Origin of the sequence: Microbispora sp. CSR-4 (assembly GCF_008033685.1) — a bacterium.
Taxonomy (GTDB): Bacteria; Actinomycetota; Actinomycetes; order Streptosporangiales; family Streptosporangiaceae; genus Microbispora.
In genome coordinates this window covers 64,873-86,791 of record NZ_VJVX01000038.1, presented here as the reverse complement: position 1 = coordinate 86,791, position 21,919 = coordinate 64,873, and the positions used below count along the sequence as shown (strand labels likewise).

Here is a 21,919-nt window from a genome sequence, read left to right as displayed (position 1 = left end):
CTGCCTCGTGATGCTCGGCGACGCGATCAACGAGAAGAAGAACGCCGGTCAGGCCAAGGAGTCGCTGGAGGTCGTGGACGTCGCCCAGCTCCTCATCAAGTCCGTAAGGGGCGAGCAGGCGCACACCCCATGACCGTTTCACCGCGACTCGGCGGGCGTCCCCGCGTGCGGACGGCCGCGTATTCGACGACGTACGAGCCGCCTCGGCGCACCGCCGGCGGGAAGGAGAAGAGGTCTGTGGTGGAGGTTCGGGAGAAGACCCTGGTGGTCGACGGGGCCAGGACCCCGGTCGGCAGCTTCGGGGGCGTGTTGAAGGACGTGCCCGCGCATGAGCTGGGCGCTGTGGCCGCGCGGGAGGCGCTGCGGCGTGCCGGCGTGGACGGCGCGGACGTGGACGAGGTGGTGATGGGCTGCATCGGCCAGGTGGGCCCGGACGCCTACAACGCCCGCCGGGTTGCGCTCGCCGCGGGCCTGCCGGAGCGCGTTCCGGCGTACACCGTCAACCGGTTGTGCGGCAGCGGCCTGCAGGCGGTCTGGTCGGCGGCGATGCAGATGCGCTGGGGCGGGGTGGACATCGCCGTCGCAGGTGGTGACGAGTCGATGAGCCGGATGCCGTTCTACGACTTCGGCGCCCGGTCGGGTTACAGGCTGGGCGACCGCACACTGGTCGACGGCACCGTCATGATGCTCACCGACCCGTTCCACAACATCCACATGGGCCGCACTGCCGAGGCCGTGGCCCGCAAGTACGACGTATCGCGGCAGGCGCAGGACGAGTTCGCGCTGGAGTCGCAGCGCCGGGCCGCGACCGAGCAGGCCAGGGCCGCGTTCGCCGAGGAGATCACCCCTGTGGAGGTCGGCGGGCGCAAGCCGCAATTGGTTGAGACCGACGAGCACCCGCGTCCGGACACCACCCTGGAGGGCTTGGCCCGGCTGCGCCCGGCGTTCGAGGCGGGCGGCACGGTCACCGCCGGGAACGCCTCGGGCATCAACGACGGTGCGGCGGCGCTGGTGCTCGCGCGTGAGTCGGTCGCCGCCAAGCGGGGCCTGCGCGGGCTGGTCAGTCTGGAGGCGGTGGCGACCGCGGCGATGGAACCCGAGCTGATGGGGTACTCGCCCGTCCTGGCGCTGCGTAGGTTGTTCGAGCAGACCGGCACCACGCCGGGCGACATCGACGTGGTGGAACTGAACGAGGCGTTCGCCGCGCAGGCCGTGGCGGTGATCCGGGATGCCGGGCTGGACCCAGAGAAGACCAATCCGTACGGCGGGGCGATCGCGCTCGGGCACCCGGTCGGAGCCACCGGTGCGATCCTCACCCTGCGGGTAGCCAAGCACCTGGTGCGCCACGACCTGGAGCTGGGCGTGGTGACCATGTGCATCGGTGGCGGCCAGGCCCTGGCCGCGCTCTTCCGCCGGGTCTGACGAGTCCTCGCCCGTCGTTTCGCGGGTGCCACGAGAGCGTGAACGCCCGATCCGGGGGGCGACCGCTGGGCCGGCGCCTGGGGCGGGCGGGTCGACACCGCGAGCGGCGTCATATCGGGCGACGGCGCCTCTCGGTACTACCGGATCACGGCCCGGCACAGCGGAAAGGTCGTGGACGTGGTCAACGTGTCGACCGCGAACAACGCCGACATCACCTCGGACACCTGCGGCGGCGGCACCAACCAGCAGTGGACCCGCGCCCATGTATGAGTCCCGTACGGCGGGATGGACGGGGCCGGGGGACGGCCGGCCCCGCCCGTTTCGTCAGGCGAGTGTGAGCTCGGCGGTGACGGCGCCGGGGTCGCCCGCGTAGGAGGCCGCCTCGATCACGGCCGTCGGGGCGGCCGGGACGAAGCCGCTGGGCGTCCACCTCAGCAGCGGCCGGGTCGATGCGGGCACGGTGACCCGGGCCGACGCGCCGGCCGGGAGCTCGACGGTGGCGAAACCGAGCAGCACCCGGGTGGGGAAGTCGTCGGCGGTCGCGTCGATCCCGGTGGGCCGCCCGTAGAGCTGCACGACGTGGCGGCCCGCGCGCGAGCCGGTGTTGGTCACGGTCACGGTGCCCGTGAGGGAGTCGCCGCCGGACGCGCTGACGGCGAGGTCGGTGAGGGCGAAGCTGGTGTAGGACAGCCCGAACCCGAGCGGGAAGGCCGGCGCGTGGCCGTCCCGGTCCAGCAGCCGCTGGCCGAACCACTTGTCGTACGTGATGGCGGTGGCGTCGCGGTCGAAGTGCGGCAGGTGCTCCTCGGTGACCGGGATCGAGTACGGCAGCCGCCCGGCGGCGTCGACGTCGCCGAGCAGCACGTCGGCCAGGGCCCGGCCGCCCTCGCAGCCGGAATACCAGGAGACCAGCACGGCCGGCACGGCGTCGCGCCACTCCTCGGTGATGACGGCCCCGGCGGTGACGATCACCACGACGGTGCGCGGGTTGGCCGCCGCCACGGCCCGGATGATCTCGGCGTCGACGGGCCGGAGCCGCAGGCTCGCGCGGTCGCCGCCCGCGCTTCCCCCGCTGATGGAGTCGACCGCGCCGGGTTCGGCCATGAAGGCAGCGAACGACTGTCCCGCCGGGTCGTCGCCGGGGGGCGGGAACAACGCCAGCAGCTCGGGATCGGTCAGCACGTCGCCGCCTACCCACTCGCCCTCGTCGGCGGCCGTGTATCCGGCGACGACGACGGCGACGTCGGCCTGCCCGGCAGCGGCGGCGGCAGCGGCCGGGTCGTCGTCGGCGACATGGGTGATCCGCACCCCGGGGAGCGCCTCGGTCAGCCCCCGCAGCGCGGTGATCACCTCCGGGGCGCGTACGTCGGAGGAGCCGTTGTCGCCGGTGTTGGGCATGTCCGCCAGGCGCCCGACGACCGCCAGGGAGGCGAGGGCGTCCCGCCGCAGGGGGAGCACGGGCGCATCGCCGACCGGGTCGTTCTTGAGCAGCACCATGCCGCGGGCGGCGACCTCGCGTGCCAGCGCGCGGTGCTCGGGGCTGAACACCACGTCGAGCGAGGGCTCGGGCTCGGCGAGGGAGGCGTAGTGGCGCACCTGGGTGCGCAGGACGCGGCGGGCCGCCCGGTCGACGTCGTCCCAGCGCGCCCGGCCCGCCTCCAGGTCGGCGGGCAGGTGCTCGCCGCGCTGCTGGCGGAAGGGCTCCTCCACGTCCAGACCGGCGCGCAGCGAGGCGGCGGCGTCGCGCAGGCCCCAGATGAAGTCGGAGACGGTGACGCCCTCGAAGCCCCACATGCCGCGGAGCACGCCCTCCATCAGGTGCTCGTTCTGCCCGGCCCACTCGCCGTTGACCGAGTTGTAGGCGGTCATGACGCCCGACACGCCCTCTTCCACGATCCTGCGGAAGTGCGCCAGGTAGACCTCGTGCAGGGCCGCCTCGTCGGCGGTGACGTCCACCTTGAAGCGGGCGTTCTCCATGCTGTTGAGCGCGTAGTGCTTGACGACGGCCATGGCGTTGCGCTGCACCCCCCGGGTCAGCGCCGCGCCGAACTCGCCCAGCAGGACGGGGTCCTCGCCGTACGTCTCCTGGGCCCGGCCCCAGGCGGGGTGGCGGGGCAGGTTGACGCACACGCCGCCGAAGAAGTTGGCGCCCTGGGCGCGCAGCTCACGCCCGATGACGGTGCCGACGCGCTCCTCCAGCGCCACGTCCCAGGTCGCGCCGCGGGCCATGGAGACCGGGAACGCGGTCGACTTGCCCATCACGACGCCGCGCGGGCCGTCGGAGAACAGCAGGCCGGGGATGCCCAGCCGCTCGATCCGGCCCATCGGGATGGGGTGAGGTTGTATCCGTTGGTCAGCATGTCGGCCATGCCCGGCCAGAACGGCAGGTCTCCGTCCAGCAGCCACAGGCGTTCTTCCCGGGTCAGCTGCGACAGCAGCTCGTCGACCGCCTCGTCCAAGGGGCGGCCGTCGCGCACTGCGGCGACGGCGGCGGAGAAGGGGGTCGGAGAAGAGGGCGTCGACATGCGCACACAACTCTCTGAACAGGCGCGACAGCGCTATCTACCAAACGGTAGATAACCTAGGCTGGTATCGTGATCGAAATCAACCCCCGCCTCCGAGGAGCCTGGACGGCATGACCCCCTCGCCGGGACGGCGCCGGCTGCCGCTCGCCGAACGCCGAGAGGAGATCCTCAAGGCGGCCACCGAGCTGATCGCGGCCTCCGGGTTCAAGGGCGTGACCCTTGAGGCGTTCGCCGCGGCCTGCGGCATGACCAAGGCGGGGCTGCTGCACCACTTCCGCTCCCGCGAGGAACTGCTCATCGCGGTGCTCGAACGCCGGGACACGCTCGACCTCACCACCGTGGCCGGGGCACTGGAACCGGCGCCCGACGCGGCCACCGCCCGTGCCGTCATGTCGGGATTCGTCCGGCGCAACCTCGCCCAGCGCTCGCTCGTGCAGCTCTACACCGTGCTGTCGGCCGAGGCGCTGGACCCCGCGCACCCCGCGCACGCCTATTTCCGTACGCGGCTCCGCGAGGGCCGGGCCATGCTGGAGCGCTACCTGCTGGCCTGGCATCCCCATCCGGAGGCGGCCGCCGTGGACCTGCTCGCCTTCCTCGACGGGCTGCAGCTCAACTGGCTGCGTGACGACGGCATCGACTTCCTCGCCCAGTGGGAGGCGTTCGCCGACCGCTTCTTCGCCGTCTGAGGTCGCCGTCCGAGGTCGCCGTCCGAGGTCGCCGTCCGAGGTCGCCGTCCGAGGGCGCTGCCCGGGCCGCCGTCCGAGGTCGCCTGCGGGTGGCGGTTGTCGGCCCCATCGCCGGAAAATCGCAGATCAGCGACGTTTGCCGACCCTCCTGAGTGGCGTAATCCCGCCGTCATCCAGATATTCCTACCTGGAGAGTAGCCTTTGGCTCCATGGAGTTGGCGGACGCGAGACGGCGCCGGGCGGACAGGGCCCGCCAGGTCGCCGACCTGCTGCGGCGGGAGGTCGTGCACGGCGGTTTCGGCGGGGGGCACCCGCCGCTGGAGTCGGCCCTCGCACGGGAGTTCGGGACCTCGCGCAACACGATCAGGGACGCCCTCGACCTGCTGCGTGACGAGGGCCTCATCGAGCGGTGCCCGGGAGTCGGCACCACGGTGGCCGCGGAGAAGTACCCCCACGGCCTGCACCGGCTGCTCGGCCTCGCCGAGACCCTCAGGGAGCACGGCGAGGTCACCAACGAGGTCCGCGCGATGGGGCTGATCCCGCCCCCCGCCGCCGTACGCGGGCGGCTCGGCCTGCCGCCCGGCGAGTCCGTCGTCTATGTGGAGCGGCTGCGCAGGCTCAACGGGCTGCCGCTCTCGCTCGACCTGACCTACCTCGTCCGCGAGGTGGGGGAGCCGCTCTTCGACGCCGATCTCGTGCACAACGACGTGTTCGTGCTGCTGGAACGCATCGCGGGTCAGCCGCTCGGCGTGGCGGAGCTGACGATCGAGGCCGTGAACGCCGACCCCCACACCGCGGCCGTGCTCGACGCGCCGCGCGGCGCGGCGCTGCTGATGGTCGAGCGCCTCACCCACCTGTCCGACGGCCGCCCGGTCGACCTGGAGTTCGTCAGGTTCCGCGGCGACCGCCTCACCATGCGTGGCCATCTCTGGAGGAACACCGATGACCCTGGTCAATAGCCGCGTCGACGTGCCCGTCACGATCGACGAGTCGCTGTGCATCGAGGGCTGCACGTTGTGCGTGGACGTGTGCCCGCTCGACTCGCTGGCCATCCACGAGGTCAGCGGCAAGGCGTACATGCACGTGGACGAGTGCTGGTATTGCGGCCCCTGCGCCGACCGGTGCCCCGCGGACGCGGTCACGGTGAACATCCCCTACCTGCTTCGATAGAAGGACACCCCCTATGCGTAAGATCTTCGCCGCCGTGGCGCTGCTGGCCGCGGCCGGGTGCTCCGTGTCCGCCGGCGCCGACGACGGCCGGCAGACGGTGGTCGTCGGATATCAGTCGAAGACCATCAACACGGTGACGGCAGGAACGCTGCTGCGCGACCTCGGCTACCTCGAAAAGCGCCTCGGCGACAAATATCGCGTCGAGTGGCAGGACTACGACACCGGCGCCCCGATCACCGCCAAGATGGTGGCCGGGAAGATCGACATCGGGTCGATGGGCGACTACCCGCTCCTCATCAACGCCTCGCGCACCCAGGGCGTGGACGGCGCGCGCACCGAGCTCGTCTCGGTGACCGGCTACAACCTGCGGGGCGGGCTGAACGCGGTCGTCGTGCCCCCCTCGTCCGGCGTGGAGACGCTGGCCGACCTCAAGGGGAAGAAGGTCTCGGCCAGCTCCGGGTCGGCCGGGCACGGCACGCTCGTCCAAGCGCTGGAGCAGGCCGGGCTCGACCCCGCGACGGACGTCGAGGTCGTCAACCAGCAGCCGCCGGTCGGCGCGTCCGCGCTGCAGTCGGGCAACGTGCAGGGATACGCCCAGTTCGTGGCCTGGCCGGGCCTGCTCGTCTTCCAGGACCAGGCCCGGCTCGTCTACGACGGCTCGGCGCTCGGCGTGCCGACGTTCCACGGCGTCGTCGTACGGCAGGCCTACGCGAAGGAGCACCCCGACGTGCTCCAGGCCTTCCTCCAGGCCCAGATCGACGCGACGAACTACCTCCACGAGCACCCGGTGGAGGCGGCCGAGGCGGTCGCCAAGGCCACCGGGCTGCCGCCCGAGGTGGTCTATCTCTACAACGGCCGCGACGGCATCGCGTCGTTCGACGTGACCGTGAAGCCGCAGCTGCTTTCCGCCCTGCAGCACGACGAGAAGTACCTGAAGATCATCGGTACCGACTTCACCGACGTCGACGTGACGAAGTTCGCCAACGACTCCTACATCAGGAAGGCGTACGGCGCGTCCTACGACGCCGACACGGCGAGCACCGCCAACCCGGCGAAGATCACCGGGACCGACGAGGCCTGCGGGACCGCCGTGAGCGACCCGGCGAAGGCGGGCGAGCTCTGGCTCGCCGGGGAGGACCGGCTCCACCCCGCGGCCACCCCCACCTGCCTGCTGCGCCAGATCGCCGCCGCCGTCTCCGCGGGCAAGACCGTGCGGGCCGCGTACGTGCCCGACGCGGCCACCGGAACGCACTGGTTCGCGGACAAGTCGGTCTGGGTGCGCGACCCCTCGGCGGGCGACGACGAGCGGTTCACGCCGTTCACCACCCACGACGGCGCGCAGGCGTACGTGAAGGAGCACCCCAAGGCCGAGATCGTCGGCTACGACGAGGCGCTGAAGGCGGCAGAGGGAGGCGCGTCGCGATGAGCACTCCGGCGTTGGACGCGACGCTCGGCCCCGGCGCCCCCGCCGTCGAAAGCGCGGACGCCGCACCGCCGGGAACGGGCCGCACGAGAACGGCGGCCGGCCTGCGCGGGTGGGCGGTCAGGCTGGCCTCCCTGGCGGCCGTCGTCGCGGTGTGGCAGTGGCTGACGGCCACGGACGCCCGGGTCGGGCTGCGGTTCGACCGGCTGCCCTCGCCCACCGAGGTCGCGGCGGAGTTCGGCCGGCAGCTCGGCACCGGGATCTACTACCTCGACCTGGCCCAGAGCCTGATCCGCATCCTCACCGGGTTCGCGCTGGCGGCCGTCGTGGGCATCGCCCTGGGCGTGCTGGTCGCGCGGTCCCGGTGGGCCGGCGACCTGCTGCTGCCGCCGATCGAGGTCGTCCGGCCGATCCCGGCGATCGCGCTCGTCCCGATCGCGATCCTGGTGTTCCCGACCGACGAGCAGGGCATCGTGTTCATCACGTTCGCCGCCGCGTTCTTCCCGATCATGGTGAGCACGCGGCACGCCGTACGGGCACTGCCGACGCTGTGGGAGGACGCGGTCCGCACGATGGGCGGCGGGCGCGTGCACGTGCTGTGGAACGTCGTGCTCCCGGGCACGCTGCCGGGCGTCTTCGGCGGGCTGTCCGTCGGCATGGGCGTCGCCTGGATCTGCGTGATCTCCGCCGAGATGATCTCCGGGGAGTTCGGCGTCGGCTACCGCACCTGGCACGCCTACACGGTGGTCGACTATCCGGCGGTGCTCGTCGGCATGGCCTCGATCGGCGTGCTCGGCTGGGTCGCCTCCGCCTCGATCGAACTGCTCGGCCGGCGCCTCACCCGCTGGCTGCCGCGCGGGGAAGGGGGTGCCCGATGAGCGCTCCCACCGTGGAGGCCGCCCGCGTGGACGCCGGGCTCGCCATCCGGCTGGAGGGCGTGTCGCTCGGCTACGGGCGGCACGCCGTGCTGGAGGACCTGCGCCTCGACATCGCCCCCGGCGAGGTCCTGGTGATCGTCGGCCCGTCCGGTTCGGGCAAGTCCACCGTGCTCCGCGCGATCGCCGGCCTGCTGGCGCCGCGCGCGGGGCGGGTCCTGGCCGAGGGCGTGGAGGTCACCGGGCCCTCGTCCGACCGCGCCATGGTCTTCCAGGACGACGCGCTGCTGCCCTGGCGCACGGTCCTGCGCAACGTCGAGCTGCCGCTGCGCATCCGCGGCGTGCCGAGGCGGGAGCGCAGGGCGGCCGCCGAGAGCTGGATCGCCCGCGTCGGCCTCGCCGGCTGCGAGGACCGGCTGCCCCGGGAACTGTCCGGCGGCATGCGGCAGCGGGTGCAGCTCGCCCGGTCGCTGGCGGGCGCACCGCGCGCGGTGCTCATGGACGAGCCCTTCGGCGCGCTCGACGCGCAGACCCGGGCCGGGATGCAGCGCCTGCTGCTCGACGTGCTCCGCGACACGCTCGCCACGGTCGTCTTCGTCACCCACGACGTGGACGAGGCGCTGCTGCTCGCCGACCGGGTCGTCGTGCTCGGGCGTCGAGAAGGACACGGCGACATCGCGACCGTCCTGAGCGTGCCGCACCCGCGCACCCCCGACATCGACCGCGCCGGGCTGCGTGCCCGCATCATCGAGGAGCTGTGAAAGTGGACATCCCTGCCCCGGCCGACCGTACGCATCTGGAATGCCAGGTCCTGGTGGTCGGCGGCGGCACCGCCGGGACCATGGCCGCGATCACCGCCGCCGAGCGCGGCGCCGACGTCATCCTGCTGGAGAAGGCGCACGTGCGGCACAGCGGCGCGCTGGCGATGGGCATGGACGGCGTGAACAACGCGGTCATCCCCGGCAAGGCCACCCCCGAGGACTACGTCGCCGAGATCACCAGGGCCAACGACGGCGTGGTCAACCAGCGCACCATCTATCAGACGGCCACGCGCGGCTACGACATGGTCCGCCGGCTGGAGCGCTACGGCGTGAAGTTCGAGAAGAACGAGCACGGCGACTACGCGGTGCGCCGGGTCCACCGCTCGGGCAGCTACGTCCTGCCCATGCCGGAGGGCAAGGACGTCAAGAAGGTGCTCTACCGCGTGCTGCGCCGCCGCGACATCCGCGAGAAGGTGCGCATCGAGAACCGCGTGATGCCGGTCCGGGTGCTGACAAGCGAGGGCAGGGCCGTCGGCGTCGCCGGGTTCGACACCCGCTCGGGCGGGTTCGTCACGGTCGCCGCCGGGGCGGTGATCCTCGCCACCGGCGCCTGCGGGCGGCTCGGCCTGCCCGCCAGCGGCTACCTCTACGGCACCTACGAGAACCCGACCAACGCCGGGGACGGCTACGCGATGGCCTACCACGCGGGCGCCGAGCTGTCCGGCATCGAGTGTTTCCAGATCAACCCGCTGATCAAGGACTACAACGGCCCGGCCTGCGCGTACGTCGCCAACCCGTTCGGCGGCTACCAGGTGAACGCCGAGGGGGAGCGGTTCGTCGACTGCGACTACTGGTCGGGCCAGATGATGGCCGAGGTGGCCAGGGAGATCGCCTCGGCCCGCGGCCCGATCTACCTCAAGACCAGCCATCTGCCCGACGAGACGCTCACCGCGCTGGAGAACATCCTCCACACGACCGAGCGCCCCACCCGGGGCACCTTCCACGCGGGACGCGGGCACGACTACCGCACCCACGACGTCGAGATGCACATCTCCGAGATCGGCCTGTGCGGCGGCCACTCCGCCTCGGGCGTGTGGGTGGACGAGAACGGCGCCACCACGGTGCCCGGCCTGTACGCCGCGGGCGACCTGGCCTGCGTGCCGCACAACTACATGATCGGGGCGTTCGTGTTCGGCGACCTCGCCGGCGCCCACGCCGCCGAGCACCACCGCACGCCGGACGGCCTGCCGGAGGACCAGATCGCCGACGCGCACGAGCTGATCTACCGGCCGCTCCGCAACCCCGACGGCCCGCCGCAGCAGCAGGTCGAATACAAGCTGCGCCGGTTCGTCAACGACTACGTCGCCCCGCCGAAGACCGCGCGGAAGCTCGACATCGCGCTGGAGACGTTCGAGCGGATGCGCGACGAGATCGCGTCCATGGGCGCGAGGACCCCGCACGAGCTGATGCGCTGCGCCGAGGTGACGTTCATCAGGGACTGCGCCGAGATGGCCGCCAGGTCGTCGCTGCTGCGCACCGAGAGCAGGTGGGGCCTCTATCACGACCGCGCCGACCTGCCGGAGCGGGACGACGACGAGTGGCTCTACCACCTCAACCTGCGCAAGAACGCCGCCGGGGCGATGGAGTTCGTCAAGCGCCCGGTCGAGCCCTACCTCGTGCCCGTCGAGGGCTTCACGCCCCGCCCGGCCGAGCCCGTCCTGCTCGGCGCGTACGGCACGGCGGGCCCCGCGCGGCGCAGGGCGGGCGGCCGGCTCGCGGTGGAGGCGATCGGGCGTTCGCCCCGCATCCTCGAACTGCTGCGCCTGACCGACGGCGAGCCTGCGCTCGACCAGATCACCCCCTATCTGGCGGACGCCGATCCCAAGGTCCGCAGGGCGGCCGTCGCGACGCTGACCGAGACCGCGCCGCGTGGCGTGGAGACCGCGCTCACCCGGGCCCTCGCCGACCCGCACGGCACCGTGCGGCGCGCCGCCGCCACCGGCCTGCGCGAGCTCGTCGAGGTGCTGCCCGCGACCGCCGAGTTCGGCGCGTCGCTCCGCGCGCTCTCCGGTCACACCCAAGCGGGCCAGGACGGAGCGGCGGACCCGGTCGTCCGGGCGGCGGTGCTCGACGTCCTGCGGGCGCTGCGCCTCGGTGACGCCGCGTTGTTCGAGGCGGCGCTCGCCGACGCCGACACGCGGGTGCGGATCGAGGCGGTCAGGGGGCTGGTCGCGCTCGACGACGCGGAGCGGGTGGCGCTCGCCGCCGGCGACCGTGACCGGGAGGTACGCGTCTGGGCGGCCAGGGGGCTGGGCGTGGTCGGCCTGCCGGCCGGCGTCCCCGCCGTGGCGCGGCTCGCCGCCGACCCGGACCCGCTCGTCCGGGCGGCGGCCCTGGAGGCGTTCGCCGGGCTCGGCCAGGCTCTTCGCGAGGAGCCGGGCCTCGCGGAGGCGGCCGTACGGGCCCTGGCGGATCCGGCCTGGCAGGTGCGGGTCGGGGCGGCGCGGGGACTGGCCGCCGCCGATCCGGAGCGGGCCGGGGGACCGCTGGTGGCGGCGCTGGCCGACCCGCACCTCGACGTGCGCAAGGCCGCGGTCCTCTCGCTGTCCGGGTGGGCGGCGCGGCCGGAGGTCGCCGCGGCTCTGCACACCGCTCTCGGCGACTCCGACGCCGACGTCCGGGCGTACGCCCGCAGGGCGCTGGACGCCGCCCGGGCCGAGGCCGCCGGGGTGCCGGCGGGGGTCTGACCGCGGAGGGAGGCGCGGGCAATCCCTCTATTGCATATCGAAAGTGTGGAGAATCTGTGTCAGGATGAAGCCCGTGACCGATTCCGACCGTGGTGCGCCATCCGTGGACCTGGCCGTGGCCGCCGTCCCTGCCCCCAGGGGCGCCGCGGAGGCGCCCGGCGCGTGGCACGACGCCTATCCCGGGGACACGCACTGGTACGACCTGCCGGACGACGACGCCGCGCCGGAGGAGGGCGAGACCGAGAACGAGGCCCGGTGGCGGCCGTGGCGCCGCATGCGGCGCCGCTGAAGACCGCCACCGGGCAGCGCGGCCCGGCCGGGCCGTTCAGGCGACCGTGAAGCCGCTGAACAGCACCGAGGCGAGGCCCAGGGCCAGCACCACGTTGGCCACGGTGGCGGCGGCGAAGACGGCGACCGGCCGCCAGCCCGCCTCCTTGAGCGAGGCCACCCGGAACTCCAGGCCGATGCTCACGAAGGCGAGGATGAGGAACCAGGTGCGCAGGTCGTTGGCGACGCCGATGACGGCCTTGCCCTCGGCCGCGCCGACCGTGGTGAGATACCACGTGGCCACCACGGAGGACGCCACGAAGCCGATCACGAACTTCGGGAACCGCCGCCACAGCTCTCCCAGGGCCGGGCGCTCGGCGCCGGGGCGGCGCTCGATCCGGAACGCGAACCAGGCGGTCAGCAAGACGACCACGATGCCGATCAGGGCGTTCTGGGTGACCTTGACGATGGTCGCGACGGCAAGCGCGTTGTCGCCCACGATGGTGCCCGCGGCGGTGACCGCCGCCGTCGTGTCGATGTTGCCGCCGATCCACGCGCCGGCGACCTCCGGGCTCAGGCCCAGGGCCGAGGCGAGCGCGGGGAGGATGAAGATGGACGGCAGGGCGAACACGACCACCAGGCTCGCGCTGTAGGCGAGCTGCTCACGCTTGGCCTGCACGGCTCCCGCGGCGGCGATCGCGGCGCTGACGCCGCAGATGGACACCGCGGTGGACAGCAGCGCCCGCAGCCTGTCGTCGAGCCCGAAGCGTCCGCCGAGCCACCAGGTGAACAGGAACACCGCGCTGATCAGCACGATGGCCTGGACGATCGCCGGCCCGGCCGCCGTGACGATCACCTTCAGGTTGATCGACGCCCCGAGCAGCACGAGGCCGGTCTTGATGAAGAACTCGGTGCGGAAGCCGCCGGCCAGGCGGTCGCGCAGCCCGGTCACGGTGAGCACCACGTTGCCCAGCAGGCCGAGGGCGATCGCGTAGACGGGGAATTCGATGGCCTTGGCCAGGTCGGAGCCCGCGAACCACTGGGGCACGCCCTTGTCCAGAGCTCTGGTGCCGGCGGCGAGGACGAGGACGGTGAGGACGCCCAGGGCGGGCCACTGCCAGCCCGTGGCCCTCGTCGTGGTGGGGACGGCCGCTTCGCTGCTCATCACGGCACCAGTCCCGTCGGGATCACGCCGATGAGGACCAGCGCGAGGAGGACGAGGCCGACGATGGTGGCGGCCCAGTCCTCGTTGAAAGCGGTGCGGGTGTGCTCGGCGACGGTCGGGGGGTGTTCGTTGCTCACACCGGACGCCTTTCTCGGGAGTGCGAGGTGTTCGGCTCGACTGTGAAGCGCTCATCCCCAGCAAGTCAATAGGAAATACGGGAAAGCACATCGGATAGTTGCTATTACCTACCAGGTTTGTGGGATAGTAGGCGCATGGGCCCGGACCCGATCCGCTCATCCGGTGAGCGTGCAGAGACTCCGCTGACGGCCGCCATCATGGCAGGACGGTGGATCCGTACGGCCGCCGTCGACGACGAGGACGGCAGGCGATGGCGGGCCAACCCCGACCCGTACGGCCGGCACGCGACGCCCGGCGAGCCCGCGTCCCTCCACTCCGGCGCGGCCGGGATCGTGCTGTTCTTCCTGGAACTCGCCGCAGGGACCGGGCACGACGCCTACCTGGAGGACGCCCGCGCCGGGGCCCGCTACCTCGCGTCGGCCTGGCGGCGGCAGTCCGACGTGTCGCTCCACCACGGCCTCGCCGGTAGCGTCCTCGCGCTGACCGAGGCCGGATGGGCGCTCGGCGAGGAGCGTTTCGAGAGCATGGCGGTCGCGGCGGCCGACAGGATCGTCAGGAGCGCCCGCGCGTTCGACGACGGCGGCATCGGCTGGTCGGGAGACGTCACGCTGCGCGGTGACGGCGGCGTCGTGCTGGGGCTGCTGCGCGCCGCGGCGGCGCTCGGCGTGCCGGCCTACGAGGAGATGGCCGTCGAGGCCGGACGGCGGATCGCGCGGCTGACCCTGCCCCGGGAGCGGCCCGCCGCGTGCCCGGCCCTGTCCGCGGAGGCGGCCCCGCCCGGCTTCCTGGCCGGAACGGCCGGCACCGCCTTCCTCCTCGCCCGCCTGTACGGCGCGACGGGCGAGGAGGCGTTCCTCGACGCGGCCCGCCGCGGGGCGCACCTCGTCAGGAGGGCCGCCGTGCTGACCGGGGAGAGCGCGGCCGTCACCGACCACCTGGGCTACTGCTCCGGCTCCGCCGGGATCGCGCGCATGTTCTACGAGCTGTATCGGGTGAGCGGCGACACTGCCGCCCTGGAGTGGGTGCGGCGGCTGGCCAAGGGAGTGCGGGAGTCCGGCGCGCCCTTCCGGCAGACGGCGGGGCTGTGGAACATCGCCTGCCAGTGCTGCGGCACCGCCGGGCTGATCGAGCTGTACGTGGGGTTATGGGCGGCGACGGGGGAGCAGGAGCATCTGGAGTTCGCCCGCAGGCTCGCCGACCACCTGATCGGCCGGGCGACCGGCTACGACGACAGGGGATACCGCTGGTATCAGGCGTACCGGCGGCAGCGCCCCGGCGAGGTGTCGGCCGACACCGGCTACCTGACCGGGGCGGCGGGGATAGGGGCGGCTCTGCTGCACCTGGACGCGGCGGGACAGGCGGACCGGCCGCGCCGCGTGATCCTGCTGCCCGACAACCCTTTCCCGCCCATTCCCGTGCCGGCCGTCGCCCTGCGGAGGCCGGCCGGCTGACCAGCGGCAGGTGAGGAGGCGCATGACTTCCATGAAGGACGGCCTTGAGACCCGGCGTACGGCGCCGGAGGCGGCACCCCCGCCCGGCATCCGCAAGCCCCTGCCGCCCCGCCTGTTCGCTGTACGCGGCACCAACGCGGAGACCCGCTGGGAGGCGCTGCGCGGCGACGACTACCTGACGCCGGACGACCTCTTCTTCGTCCGCAACCACACCGCGACGCCGCTGATCGACGCGGCCACCTGGCGGCTCACGTTGTGGGGCGACGCCCTGCGCGGCGGGCCCGTCGCGTTCACCTACCGGGACCTCCTCGGCATGCCTGCCGAGACCGTGACCGCGTTCATCGAGTGCGCGGGCAACGGCCGCCGCCTGTACGGCGAACAGCAGAACCAGGAGGTGTCGGGCACCGCCTGGCGGCTGGGCGCGGTCGGGGTGGCGCGCTGGCGGGGCGTGCGGCTCGCGACGCTCCTGGAGAGGGCGGGGATGAGCGACAGGGCCGTCGCGCTGATGCCCCGCGGGCTCGACGCCGACTACGTCGAGGCGGGGGAGAACCTGGGCAGGGGGCGCCGCCCGCTTCCCGTGGCCAAGGCGCTGGACGACGTGCTCGTGGCCTACGAGATGAACGGGAAGCCGCTGCCGCCCGACCACGGCCATCCGGCCCGGCTGGTGGTGCCGGGCTGGGTGGGCATCGCCTCGATCAAGTGGCTGGGTGACATCGAGGTGTCGGCGGCGCCGCTGGAGTCGCCGTGGAGCACGCGGCTCTACCGCATGCACGGCCCCGGTCACCCGCCCGGCGGCGGCCCGCCGCTGACCGGGGTGGGGGTGAAGAGCGCCTTCGAACTGCCCTGGCCGGCCCGCCTGGAGGCGGGGCGCGAGCATCTGCTGCGCGGCCGTTCGTGGTCGGGGGGCGGGCGCGTCGTCCGGGTCGAGGTCAGCGACGACGAGGGCGTGTCGTGGCGGCCGGCCCGCCTGCGCGACGACCGCCACCCGCGCGGCTGGGTCCGCTGGACCTTCCCCTGGACCCCGCGGGAGACGGGAAACCTCCGGCTGCTCGTCCGGGCCGCCGACGAGAGCGGCGCGGTGCAGCCCGACCACGCGGCGTACAACCTCCTCGGCTACGGCTTCGACGCCGTGGTGCGCCACCCCGTCGTCGTGAGCTGACCCCCGCCGGCCGGTTCGGCATGCCATGAGCAGAATGCTCCCGGCTTGGCCGGATGGGGCCCTGGTCGAGGATTTTCCGGTAAAGCGAGTAGGAAATATTGACTTTTCGGTCCGATGATCGTACGTTCGGTGGTATGAGCCAGGGCGTTCGTCTGACCCGGCGTTCGAGCGTGGACTTCGGCCACGTCGCCAGCGCGCAGTGTCGTTGATCGTGAATCTTCCGTCGTCTTCGAGTCGATGAGGGGCCGGCCGAGAGCGTCGGCCGCCCCCTTCGCGAGCCGTACGCGACCACGTCACGTACGGTCCCGCCTCCATCCGAATCCCTGATCCCGCGCGCCGCGGTGCCCGCGGCGGGCGGGATCGACCTTGTGAGCAGCCGCGACTTTCCGGAGGTTTGCCATGACGGAGACTCTGCTCGGCCCCGGCCTCGACGCCGACGACTACAAGCGTGCGTTGGACGCCGACGGCTACAGACGTGCCCTCGCGGTGCACGCGGCGGGAGTCGTCGTGATCACCGCGCAGAGTGGGGGAGTGCCGGTGGGGTTGACCGCGACCTCGTTCTCCTCGGTCAGCCTTGACCCGCCCCTCGTCTCCTTTTATGTCGACCAGTCGTCCACCACCTGGCCGTCGTTGCGCGAGGCGGACCACTTCGCCGTCAACGTCCTGGCCAGCGACCAGGCCGATCTCGCCGCCCGGTTCGCCCGCAAGGGAATCGACCGGTTCGCCGAGCCCACCCGATGGCGGCCCGGCCCGCTCGGGGCGCCGCTGCTCGAAGACGTGTCCGCGCATCTGATCTGCCTGCCGTACGAGCGGGTCGGCGTGGGCGACCACGTCCTCGTCGTGGGGCTGGTCACCGAGGCCGAGGTGCGCGGGCCGGGGCGTCCCTTGCTCTACCACCAGGGCCGCTTCGGCCGGTTCATCGCCCACGCGTGACCCCGCTTCGCACGAACACCCGTCCCGATCTGGAGGACCGTCTGTTGACCATTCGTACGCATTCCGACGCGGACTCAGGACACGCCGAACGGCACGAGGGGATGGTCTCGTGAGCTCTCTCGTGGTGCTGGTCGGCAATCCGCGCGGTGGTTCCCGGACCCACCTCGCGGCCGTGGCGGCGGCCGAGGCGGTGGGACGCCGGATCGGGCACGAGACGGCCCCCGAGGTCGTGGACCTGTCCGCGATCGGGCCGCACCTGTTCGCCCCCGGGCCCTCGCCGACCGTCGAGGTGGCGCTGGAACTGGTCGCCGGAGCGCAGGTGCTCCTGGTGGCGAGCCCCACCTACAAGGCCACCTACACCGGCCTGCTCAAGGCGTTCCTCGACCGCCTGCCCGGCGGCGCGCTGACCGGGACGGTGGCCCTGCCGCTGCTGGTCATGGGATCCCCCCGGCACGCCCTGGCCGTCGAGCTGCACCTGCGTCCCGTGCTGGTCGAGCTGGGCGCGCTCGTGCCCACTCCCGGCCTGGCCCTGCTGGAGGCCGAGATCCCCGACCTCGACCGGGTCCTCGCCGACTGGACGGAGCGCGTCGTCCCGCAGGTGACCGCGGCACTGGGGTCGGCATTGGGGTCGGCACTGGGGCAGCCGCACGGTCGTCTCGTCGAGCCGACCTGACCCTTCGACAACCATCGGCCCACCGCAAGGAGACTTCATGACCACCCAGGCGCCCGCGTACGCCAGTCCCGCGGACGTCGCCGCCTACGGCCCGTACGGGCCGGGCAGGACCGACCGTCCGGGACCTCTGTATCCCTTCCAGGGCAGGATCACCGCCGACGGCTCCAGCGGCCACCCCGCCGAGCCCGGCCGCTATCACCTCTACGCCTCCTTCACCTGTCCGTGGGCGCAGCGCGCCGTCATCGTGCGCGACCTCGCCGGGCTGCGTGACGTCGTGTCGGTGTCCTACGTGGACGACGACCGGGACGGCCGCGGCTGGGCCTTCCGCGAACGTCGCGGGCCCGACCCGGTCAACGGCTTCACGCTCCTCAGCGAGGCGTACGACGCCACCGAGCCCGGATATCCCGGCCACATCTCGGTGCCGGTGCTGTGGGACCGGCGGACGAGCCGGATCGTCAGCAACGACTTCGCGCGGATCCCCTTCGACCTCGGCACCGCGTTCGCCGAATGGGCCACCACGGACCTCTACCCCCCGGACCTGCGCGACGAGATCGAGTCCCTGGACGAGGAGATCGCGCGCGACCTCGCCCAGGGCGTACGGCAGGTCGCCGGAGCGGCCACCCAGGAGGAGTACGAGCGGCGGCGCGCCGCGGTGGCCGCGGCGCTGGACCGCTACGACGCCCGCCTGGCCGGACGGCGATACCTGTTCGGGGAGCGCCTCACCGAGTCCGACGTGCAGCTGTGGGTGTTCCTGGTCAGATACGACCTGCTGCACAATCCGCTCGCCCGGATCACCAGGCGTCCGCTGACCTCCTACCCCCACCTCTGGGCGTACGCCCGCGACCTCTACCGGATCCCCGCGTTCCGCGAGACCACCGACTTCGCCGCGTTGCGGCTCACCGCCGGGCCCGCTCACCCGGGCGACGGGCCGGTGCGGATCGCGGTCGAGCCGCACCAGGCCGACTGGGACGAGGCGCACGGACGCGAGGCGCTCGCCGGGCGTTCCACCGGCGCGCTCAGCGCGCCTGGAAAGTGAGTGGACCTTCATGCGCGGCTGATCCCCCTGACGCCCGGCGCGCGGACGTCAGGGGGATCGAGTGGCGTTACCAGGCGGTCGCGCCGCCGTCGACCGCGTAGTTGGCGCCCGTGATGTACGCCGCCCGGTCGGAGGCGAGGAAGGCCGCCAGCTCGACGATCTCCTCAGGCCGGCCGAAACGCTTGAGGAGCGTCTTGCGCGTGATCGCGTCCCTGGCCGCCTTGTTGTTGCCGAGATCGCGGTCGCTGGCCGGGGTGAGGATCGGCCCCGGGCTGATCGCCACCGCGCGGATCCCGTGGCGCGCGCCTTCGAGCGCGAACTGCCGGGTCATGCCGATGACTCCGGCGTTCGCCGCGCTGTGCGCGACCATCGGGGGGACCTCACCGGCGATCATGCCGGCCATGGAGGCGACGTTGATGATGACGCCGCCGCCCCGCCGCACCAGATGCGGCCACGCGAACTTCGACACGAAGAAGGGATTGTCGAGTTCGCTGGCGATGGTCGCCCGCCAGTCCTCCACCGAGAAGTCCGGCACCGGCCCGAAGCGGGGCCTGGCCGCGTTGTTGTAGACGATGTCGAGCCCGCCGTACGCAGCCACGGCGTCCTGCACCAGCCGCCGCGCCTGTTCCGGGTCGGTGAGGTCGACGGGCGCGATGCCCGTCATGTCACCTCCGGCACGGCGGACGAGTTCCACCGTCTCGTCGTTGGCCTCGACCTGGATGTCGCACCCGACGATCTTCGCGCCCTCTCGTGCGAAGACCAGCGACGCGGTCCGGCCCTGACCTCCGGCGGTGCCGGTGATCAGCACCACCTTGCCGTCAAGCGTTCCCATGAGTTCCTCCTGATCCCCGAGTCAGTGCGAACTCAGCTGGCGCGCAGCGGCGCGAGCGCCCTGCTCCACGCCACGACCTGGTCCAACATCGCGGTGAGCGAGTCACGCTGGAAATCGTTGGGCGTGAACACGCTGAAGTCCTTGAAGTCGGTGAAGAGCGACAGCGCCACCTGAGCCCGCACGTCGGCCATCTGGAGCTCCGCGGCGATCAGGCGGAGGTGCTCCACCGCACGGGTGCCGCCGACCGAGCCGTAGCTGACGAAACCGACGGCCTTGTTGTTCCACTCGCTGTACAGGAAGTCGATGGCGTTCTTCAGCGCGCCCGATGTCGAGTGGTTGTATTCGGGCGTCACCATGACGAACCCGTCGAACGAGGCGACCTTGTCGGCCCACGCCATGGTGTGCGGCTGGGTGTACTGGCCCAGCGACGGCGGCAGGGTCTCGTCGAGGTGGGGGAGCTTGTAATCGAGCAGGTCGACGAGCTCGAACTCCGCGTCGGCCCGCTGTCCCGCGACCTGGTGCACCCAGCGGGCGACGGCCTCGCCGTTCCGTCCGGGGCGGGTGCTGCCGAGGATGATCCCGATCCTGGTCATGACGATCTCCACTTCTGCGAGAGATGATTGCTTCGCGAAGAAAACATATGGGGTACTTCGTTCGTGAAGCAAGTAGAATGTGGCCATGACCACATCGCAGCCAGTGCCGCCGGTGCAGTCGCTGACCTCCGAGGAGGAGGCGTTGATCCGGGCGTTGCCTCGCCTGATCTACGCGCTGCCCCGCGCGATCGACGCCGACATGGTGCGGGAACACCGGATGCCGCTCATCGAGTGGATCGCCCTGATGCGGTTGTCGGAGGCGCCGCGGCGGCGGATGCGGATGGGGGAGCTCGCCGTCGCCTGCGAGCTCTCCCTGAGCGGCATGACACGCATCGTCACCGTCCTGGAACGGCAGGGCCTGGTCGAACGGGTCAGGTGCGACGACGACGCCCGCGGGTTCAACGCCGTCCTCACCGACGCCGGCCTCGCCCGCCTGGAAGAGGTGTGGCCGAGCAACCTGGCCAGCGTGCGCCGGCACTTCCTCGACCATCTCGAAGGCGTCGATCTCGCCCGCCTCGCCCGTGCGATCCAGAACGTGGCGAGCAACGCCTGACCCGGCCCCCGCCTTCCCCCCACCGGCCGGGCCGCCCCGCGTTCGACCGGTGGTGTGGTCAGCCGGCCTGGCCGGATCGACGCTGCACGCGGGCCACGCCAGGGCCCGCCCGCTCGTCTAAGCTGGGGTGCACCCGGTGGATCGGCAGGAGGTGAGGCGTCGTCATGACCGTTCAGCGAGACGACGCATTCGGTCAGGAGATCGAGCGGACCTTCACCGCCGTGCGGGCGGCCCTGCCTGCCGTCAACGTCGCCGCGTTCGACGCCGAGCTCGAAGCGATCACCCACGCACCCGTCGTCGACCTGGCCGCGCTGGATGACTTCCTGAGCGGGTGGTGGCGCATCGCCACGCGCGCCGCTCGCAATCCCCAGGACTGGCAGCGGATGAACGACGAAGCCGACCAGATCCGATCCGGAAGACGATCGTCGGGCCCCACCCTGGCCGAGGTCTTGGCCCGACGCGGAGTCCAACTGTAGGTGTACGCCGTCCACGTGGGCAGCGAGGTCGCTGAAGCCCAGATCGATGACCTCTCCGATCCCGAAGTCGATGTCCTGCTGGAGATCTACGAGGTTCTACGGCTGACTCCCGGCAACGGCCGCATGCTCAGCCCCAGAGGCAACATGTACGTGTGGGACTACAAGGGGATCTCGGTGACCTACATCCTGCTCGCCGAGCAGGGTGAGGTGGCCGTACTGCGAGTGGATCGCTTTCCTGTCTGACCGCCCTTGCCGGTGCCACGTATCCGTGGGGGCCATCGCGTCGTACGCGACCGCGCGCGACGTGCCGCGCACCCGGGTCGTGTTCTGCGACGCCGTCGCCTACGACGCGGGATATCTGCCGGTGGAGGACGTCGCCCCGGCGCGTTCCTGCCGTTCGCCACACGCTGCCCGGTCTTCCGCATGAGCTGACGGACGCCGCCCGCGCCCGGTCTCGCCGGGCGCGGGCGGCAGTCACGAGGGCATGGTCACGGACGGCAGCGGTCGGGGTCGGTGCGCAGGAAGGCGTCCCGGCCCGTCCGCACGGTTTCGTCGCCGCCCGCCCAGGCCAGCACCTGCCCGTCGCCGAGACCGGACAGGTCGGCCGTGGTGAACGGCACCCTGCCCCGCAGGTTCACGCCGTCCGCGTAGCCGTTGACGGTCGCGACATAGGGCACGCCCTCCCGCAGCGCGGTGAGGCTGTCGTCGGTACGCCGCCAGCCCTCGGGCGGTGCCTGGAACGCCCGGATGTCCCGCACCGCCGCGCCGGTGCCGCCGTTGTGCACGCTCCAGGCGAGCGTCCGGCCGCCCTGGGTGTCCTCCAGGACCGTGAAGTCCTGGGCAGCGTAGCCGGGGCAGTCGGCGAGCAGCAGCCTGACGCCGCCGTCCTCGGCGCGTTCGACGGCGAGGACGCCCTTGGGCTGGGGGGTGCCGTCGCAGGCCGCGGCGAAGAAGGCCAGGGCGGTCAGAGCGGCGGCCGCGTACCCCGGCCCCGGCCTTCTTCTGCGTGTCATCGTCGTCCTTCCCTCCTGTCG

The 21,919-nt window shown here is 72.3% G+C and carries 26 protein-coding genes; 19 read left to right on the top strand and 7 right to left on the bottom strand.

The features are described 5' to 3' along the window. The first annotated feature begins 237 nt into the window (after window positions 1-237). On the top strand, window positions 238-1,422 hold the full coding sequence (locus FLV34_RS25620) for a thiolase family protein (protein ID WP_261985898.1): 1,185 nt from the start codon (window positions 238-240) through the stop codon (window positions 1,420-1,422). Window positions 1,423-1,533: 111 nt separating this feature from the next. Further along, entirely contained in the window at window positions 1,534-1,692 is a 159-nt protein-coding gene (locus tag FLV34_RS25615; protein WP_147944291.1) for an RICIN domain-containing protein, read from the top strand. A 54-nt stretch (window positions 1,693-1,746) separates the two neighbouring features. On the opposite strand, the gene FLV34_RS25610 is transcribed toward FLV34_RS25615, so the two are convergent. Beyond that, window positions 1,747-3,747, bottom strand: coding sequence for a glycoside hydrolase family 3 C-terminal domain-containing protein (locus tag FLV34_RS25610; RefSeq protein ID WP_222709622.1), 2,001 nt, complete (start codon window positions 3,745-3,747; stop codon window positions 1,747-1,749). Continuing rightward, a complete protein-coding gene (locus FLV34_RS41760; RefSeq protein ID WP_222709621.1) occupies window positions 3,681-3,947 on the bottom strand; it encodes a hypothetical protein in 267 nt (88 codons plus the stop codon). Before FLV34_RS41760 ends, FLV34_RS25610 begins: the two co-directional genes overlap by 67 nt. 110 nt (window positions 3,948-4,057) lie before the next feature. On the opposite strand from FLV34_RS41760, the gene FLV34_RS25605 reads away from it, so the two are divergent. From FLV34_RS25605 to FLV34_RS25570, 8 genes are all read left to right on the top strand, one after another. Then, on the top strand, window positions 4,058-4,633 hold the full coding sequence (locus tag FLV34_RS25605; protein WP_142649704.1) for a TetR/AcrR family transcriptional regulator: 576 nt from the start codon (window positions 4,058-4,060) through the stop codon (window positions 4,631-4,633). A gap of 209 nt (window positions 4,634-4,842) precedes the next feature. After that, window positions 4,843-5,592: a GntR family transcriptional regulator gene (locus FLV34_RS25600; RefSeq protein WP_147944290.1), complete on the top strand. Its 750-nt coding sequence runs from the start codon at window positions 4,843-4,845 to the stop codon at window positions 5,590-5,592. Further along, the gene (locus FLV34_RS25595; RefSeq protein ID WP_079312946.1) at window positions 5,576-5,803 is read left to right on the top strand and encodes a 4Fe-4S dicluster domain-containing protein; all 228 of its coding nucleotides are present in this window, start codon (window positions 5,576-5,578) and stop codon (window positions 5,801-5,803) included. Before FLV34_RS25600 ends, FLV34_RS25595 begins: the two co-directional genes overlap by 17 nt. Window positions 5,804-5,816: 13 nt before the next feature. Beyond that, entirely contained in the window at window positions 5,817-7,229 is a 1,413-nt protein-coding gene (locus tag FLV34_RS25590) for an ABC transporter substrate-binding protein (RefSeq protein WP_142649703.1), read from the top strand. Beyond that, window positions 7,226-8,104 (top strand): ABC transporter permease, encoded by an 879-nt coding sequence (locus tag FLV34_RS25585; protein WP_142649702.1) that lies wholly within the window; start codon window positions 7,226-7,228, stop codon window positions 8,102-8,104. The genes FLV34_RS25590 and FLV34_RS25585 overlap by 4 nt, the downstream gene beginning before the upstream one ends. Then, a complete protein-coding gene (locus FLV34_RS25580) occupies window positions 8,101-8,862 on the top strand; it encodes an ABC transporter ATP-binding protein (RefSeq protein ID WP_142649701.1) in 762 nt (253 codons plus the stop codon). The genes FLV34_RS25585 and FLV34_RS25580 overlap by 4 nt, the downstream gene beginning before the upstream one ends. A 2-nt stretch (window positions 8,863-8,864) precedes the next feature. Continuing rightward, window positions 8,865-11,609 (top strand): fumarate reductase/succinate dehydrogenase flavoprotein subunit, encoded by a 2,745-nt coding sequence (locus tag FLV34_RS25575; RefSeq protein WP_147944289.1) that lies wholly within the window; start codon window positions 8,865-8,867, stop codon window positions 11,607-11,609. Window positions 11,610-11,682: 73 nt separating this feature from the next. Next, window positions 11,683-11,898 (top strand): hypothetical protein, encoded by a 216-nt coding sequence (locus FLV34_RS25570; RefSeq protein ID WP_147944288.1) that lies wholly within the window; start codon window positions 11,683-11,685, stop codon window positions 11,896-11,898. A gap of 36 nt (window positions 11,899-11,934) precedes the next feature. Here FLV34_RS25570 and FLV34_RS25565 read toward each other — a convergent pair whose 3' ends face one another. After that, the gene (locus tag FLV34_RS25565) at window positions 11,935-13,041 is read right to left on the bottom strand and encodes a YeiH family protein (RefSeq protein WP_142649698.1); all 1,107 of its coding nucleotides are present in this window, start codon (window positions 13,039-13,041) and stop codon (window positions 11,935-11,937) included. Continuing rightward, window positions 13,041-13,178, bottom strand: coding sequence for a hypothetical protein (locus tag FLV34_RS40705; protein WP_167530474.1), 138 nt, complete (start codon window positions 13,176-13,178; stop codon window positions 13,041-13,043). The genes FLV34_RS25565 and FLV34_RS40705 overlap by 1 nt, the downstream gene beginning before the upstream one ends. Before the next feature lie 198 nt (window positions 13,179-13,376). Here FLV34_RS40705 and FLV34_RS25560 point away from each other — a divergent pair, with 198 nt between their 5' ends. The 5 genes from FLV34_RS25560 (at window position 13,377) to FLV34_RS25540 (ending at window position 18,431) form a co-directional block, all read left to right on the top strand. Next, a complete protein-coding gene (locus tag FLV34_RS25560) occupies window positions 13,377-14,630 on the top strand; it encodes a lanthionine synthetase LanC family protein (RefSeq protein ID WP_261985897.1) in 1,254 nt (417 codons plus the stop codon). Between the two features lie 22 nt (window positions 14,631-14,652). Further along, entirely contained in the window at window positions 14,653-15,789 is a 1,137-nt protein-coding gene (locus FLV34_RS25555; RefSeq protein ID WP_147944286.1) for a sulfite oxidase, read from the top strand. A gap of 399 nt (window positions 15,790-16,188) precedes the next feature. Further along, the gene (locus FLV34_RS25550) at window positions 16,189-16,722 is read left to right on the top strand and encodes a flavin reductase family protein (RefSeq protein WP_142649695.1); all 534 of its coding nucleotides are present in this window, start codon (window positions 16,189-16,191) and stop codon (window positions 16,720-16,722) included. A gap of 109 nt (window positions 16,723-16,831) precedes the next feature. Next, on the top strand, window positions 16,832-17,395 hold the full coding sequence (locus FLV34_RS25545) for an NADPH-dependent FMN reductase (protein ID WP_142649694.1): 564 nt from the start codon (window positions 16,832-16,834) through the stop codon (window positions 17,393-17,395). 37 nt (window positions 17,396-17,432) lie between these two features. Next, window positions 17,433-18,431, top strand: coding sequence for a glutathione S-transferase C-terminal domain-containing protein (locus FLV34_RS25540; RefSeq protein WP_142649693.1), 999 nt, complete (start codon window positions 17,433-17,435; stop codon window positions 18,429-18,431). A gap of 67 nt (window positions 18,432-18,498) precedes the next feature. Here FLV34_RS25540 and FLV34_RS25535 read toward each other — a convergent pair whose 3' ends face one another. Both FLV34_RS25535 and FLV34_RS25530 read right to left on the bottom strand, forming a co-directional pair. Continuing rightward, window positions 18,499-19,263 (bottom strand): SDR family NAD(P)-dependent oxidoreductase, encoded by a 765-nt coding sequence (locus FLV34_RS25535; protein WP_142649692.1) that lies wholly within the window; start codon window positions 19,261-19,263, stop codon window positions 18,499-18,501. 32 nt (window positions 19,264-19,295) lie between these two features. Next, window positions 19,296-19,856, bottom strand: coding sequence for an NADPH-dependent FMN reductase (locus FLV34_RS25530; RefSeq protein ID WP_142649691.1), 561 nt, complete (start codon window positions 19,854-19,856; stop codon window positions 19,296-19,298). An 85-nt stretch (window positions 19,857-19,941) separates the two neighbouring features. Here FLV34_RS25530 and FLV34_RS25525 point away from each other — a divergent pair, with 85 nt between their 5' ends. The 4 genes from FLV34_RS25525 (at window position 19,942) to FLV34_RS25510 (ending at window position 21,312) form a co-directional block, all read left to right on the top strand. Next, on the top strand, window positions 19,942-20,409 hold the full coding sequence (locus tag FLV34_RS25525; protein ID WP_142649690.1) for a MarR family winged helix-turn-helix transcriptional regulator: 468 nt from the start codon (window positions 19,942-19,944) through the stop codon (window positions 20,407-20,409). Window positions 20,410-20,573: 164 nt separating this feature from the next. Continuing rightward, window positions 20,574-20,885 carry a DUF6247 family protein gene (locus FLV34_RS25520; RefSeq protein WP_147944285.1) on the top strand — a complete coding sequence of 104 codons (312 nt, stop codon included), beginning with the start codon at window positions 20,574-20,576 and terminating at the stop codon, window positions 20,883-20,885. Further along, the gene (locus tag FLV34_RS25515; RefSeq protein WP_142649688.1) at window positions 20,886-21,128 is read left to right on the top strand and encodes a hypothetical protein; all 243 of its coding nucleotides are present in this window, start codon (window positions 20,886-20,888) and stop codon (window positions 21,126-21,128) included. Window positions 21,129-21,153: 25 nt separating this feature from the next. Next, entirely contained in the window at window positions 21,154-21,312 is a 159-nt protein-coding gene (locus FLV34_RS25510) for a hypothetical protein (RefSeq protein WP_187280732.1), read from the top strand. Window positions 21,313-21,373: 61 nt separating this feature from the next. Here the strand turns inward: FLV34_RS25510 and FLV34_RS25505 are convergent, their stop codons facing one another. After that, on the bottom strand, window positions 21,374-21,898 hold the full coding sequence (locus tag FLV34_RS25505) for a hypothetical protein (RefSeq protein WP_142649686.1): 525 nt from the start codon (window positions 21,896-21,898) through the stop codon (window positions 21,374-21,376). Between the last annotated feature and the right edge of the window lie 21 nt (window positions 21,899-21,919).

Coding starts and splice junctions, on each gene's coding strand:
- FLV34_RS25605 (WP_142649704.1), top strand. CDS start 4,058: ATGACCCCCTCGCCGGGACGGCGCCGGCTGCCGCTCGCCGAACGCCGA.
- FLV34_RS25610 (WP_222709622.1), bottom strand. CDS start 3,747: ATGGGCCGGATCGAGCGGCTGGGCATCCCCGGCCTGCTGTTCTCCGAC.
- FLV34_RS25535 (WP_142649692.1), bottom strand. CDS start 19,263: ATGGGAACGCTTGACGGCAAGGTGGTGCTGATCACCGGCACCGCCGGA.
- FLV34_RS25505 (WP_142649686.1), bottom strand. CDS start 21,898: ATGACACGCAGAAGAAGGCCGGGGCCGGGGTACGCGGCCGCCGCTCTG.
- FLV34_RS25520 (WP_147944285.1), top strand. CDS start 20,574: ATGACCGTTCAGCGAGACGACGCATTCGGTCAGGAGATCGAGCGGACC.
- FLV34_RS25550 (WP_142649695.1), top strand. CDS start 16,189: ATGACGGAGACTCTGCTCGGCCCCGGCCTCGACGCCGACGACTACAAG.
- FLV34_RS25595 (WP_079312946.1), top strand. CDS start 5,576: ATGACCCTGGTCAATAGCCGCGTCGACGTGCCCGTCACGATCGACGAG.
- FLV34_RS25565 (WP_142649698.1), bottom strand. CDS start 13,041: ATGAGCAGCGAAGCGGCCGTCCCCACCACGACGAGGGCCACGGGCTGG.
- FLV34_RS25530 (WP_142649691.1), bottom strand. CDS start 19,856: ATGACCAGGATCGGGATCATCCTCGGCAGCACCCGCCCCGGACGGAAC.
- FLV34_RS25540 (WP_142649693.1), top strand. CDS start 17,433: ATGACCACCCAGGCGCCCGCGTACGCCAGTCCCGCGGACGTCGCCGCC.
- FLV34_RS25580 (WP_142649701.1), top strand. CDS start 8,101: ATGAGCGCTCCCACCGTGGAGGCCGCCCGCGTGGACGCCGGGCTCGCC.
- FLV34_RS25600 (WP_147944290.1), top strand. CDS start 4,843: ATGGAGTTGGCGGACGCGAGACGGCGCCGGGCGGACAGGGCCCGCCAG.
- FLV34_RS41760 (WP_222709621.1), bottom strand. CDS start 3,947: ATGTCGACGCCCTCTTCTCCGACCCCCTTCTCCGCCGCCGTCGCCGCA.
- FLV34_RS25590 (WP_142649703.1), top strand. CDS start 5,817: ATGCGTAAGATCTTCGCCGCCGTGGCGCTGCTGGCCGCGGCCGGGTGC.
- FLV34_RS25560 (WP_261985897.1), top strand. CDS start 13,377: ATGGCAGGACGGTGGATCCGTACGGCCGCCGTCGACGACGAGGACGGC.
- FLV34_RS25525 (WP_142649690.1), top strand. CDS start 19,942: ATGACCACATCGCAGCCAGTGCCGCCGGTGCAGTCGCTGACCTCCGAG.
- FLV34_RS25555 (WP_147944286.1), top strand. CDS start 14,653: ATGACTTCCATGAAGGACGGCCTTGAGACCCGGCGTACGGCGCCGGAG.
- FLV34_RS25585 (WP_142649702.1), top strand. CDS start 7,226: ATGAGCACTCCGGCGTTGGACGCGACGCTCGGCCCCGGCGCCCCCGCC.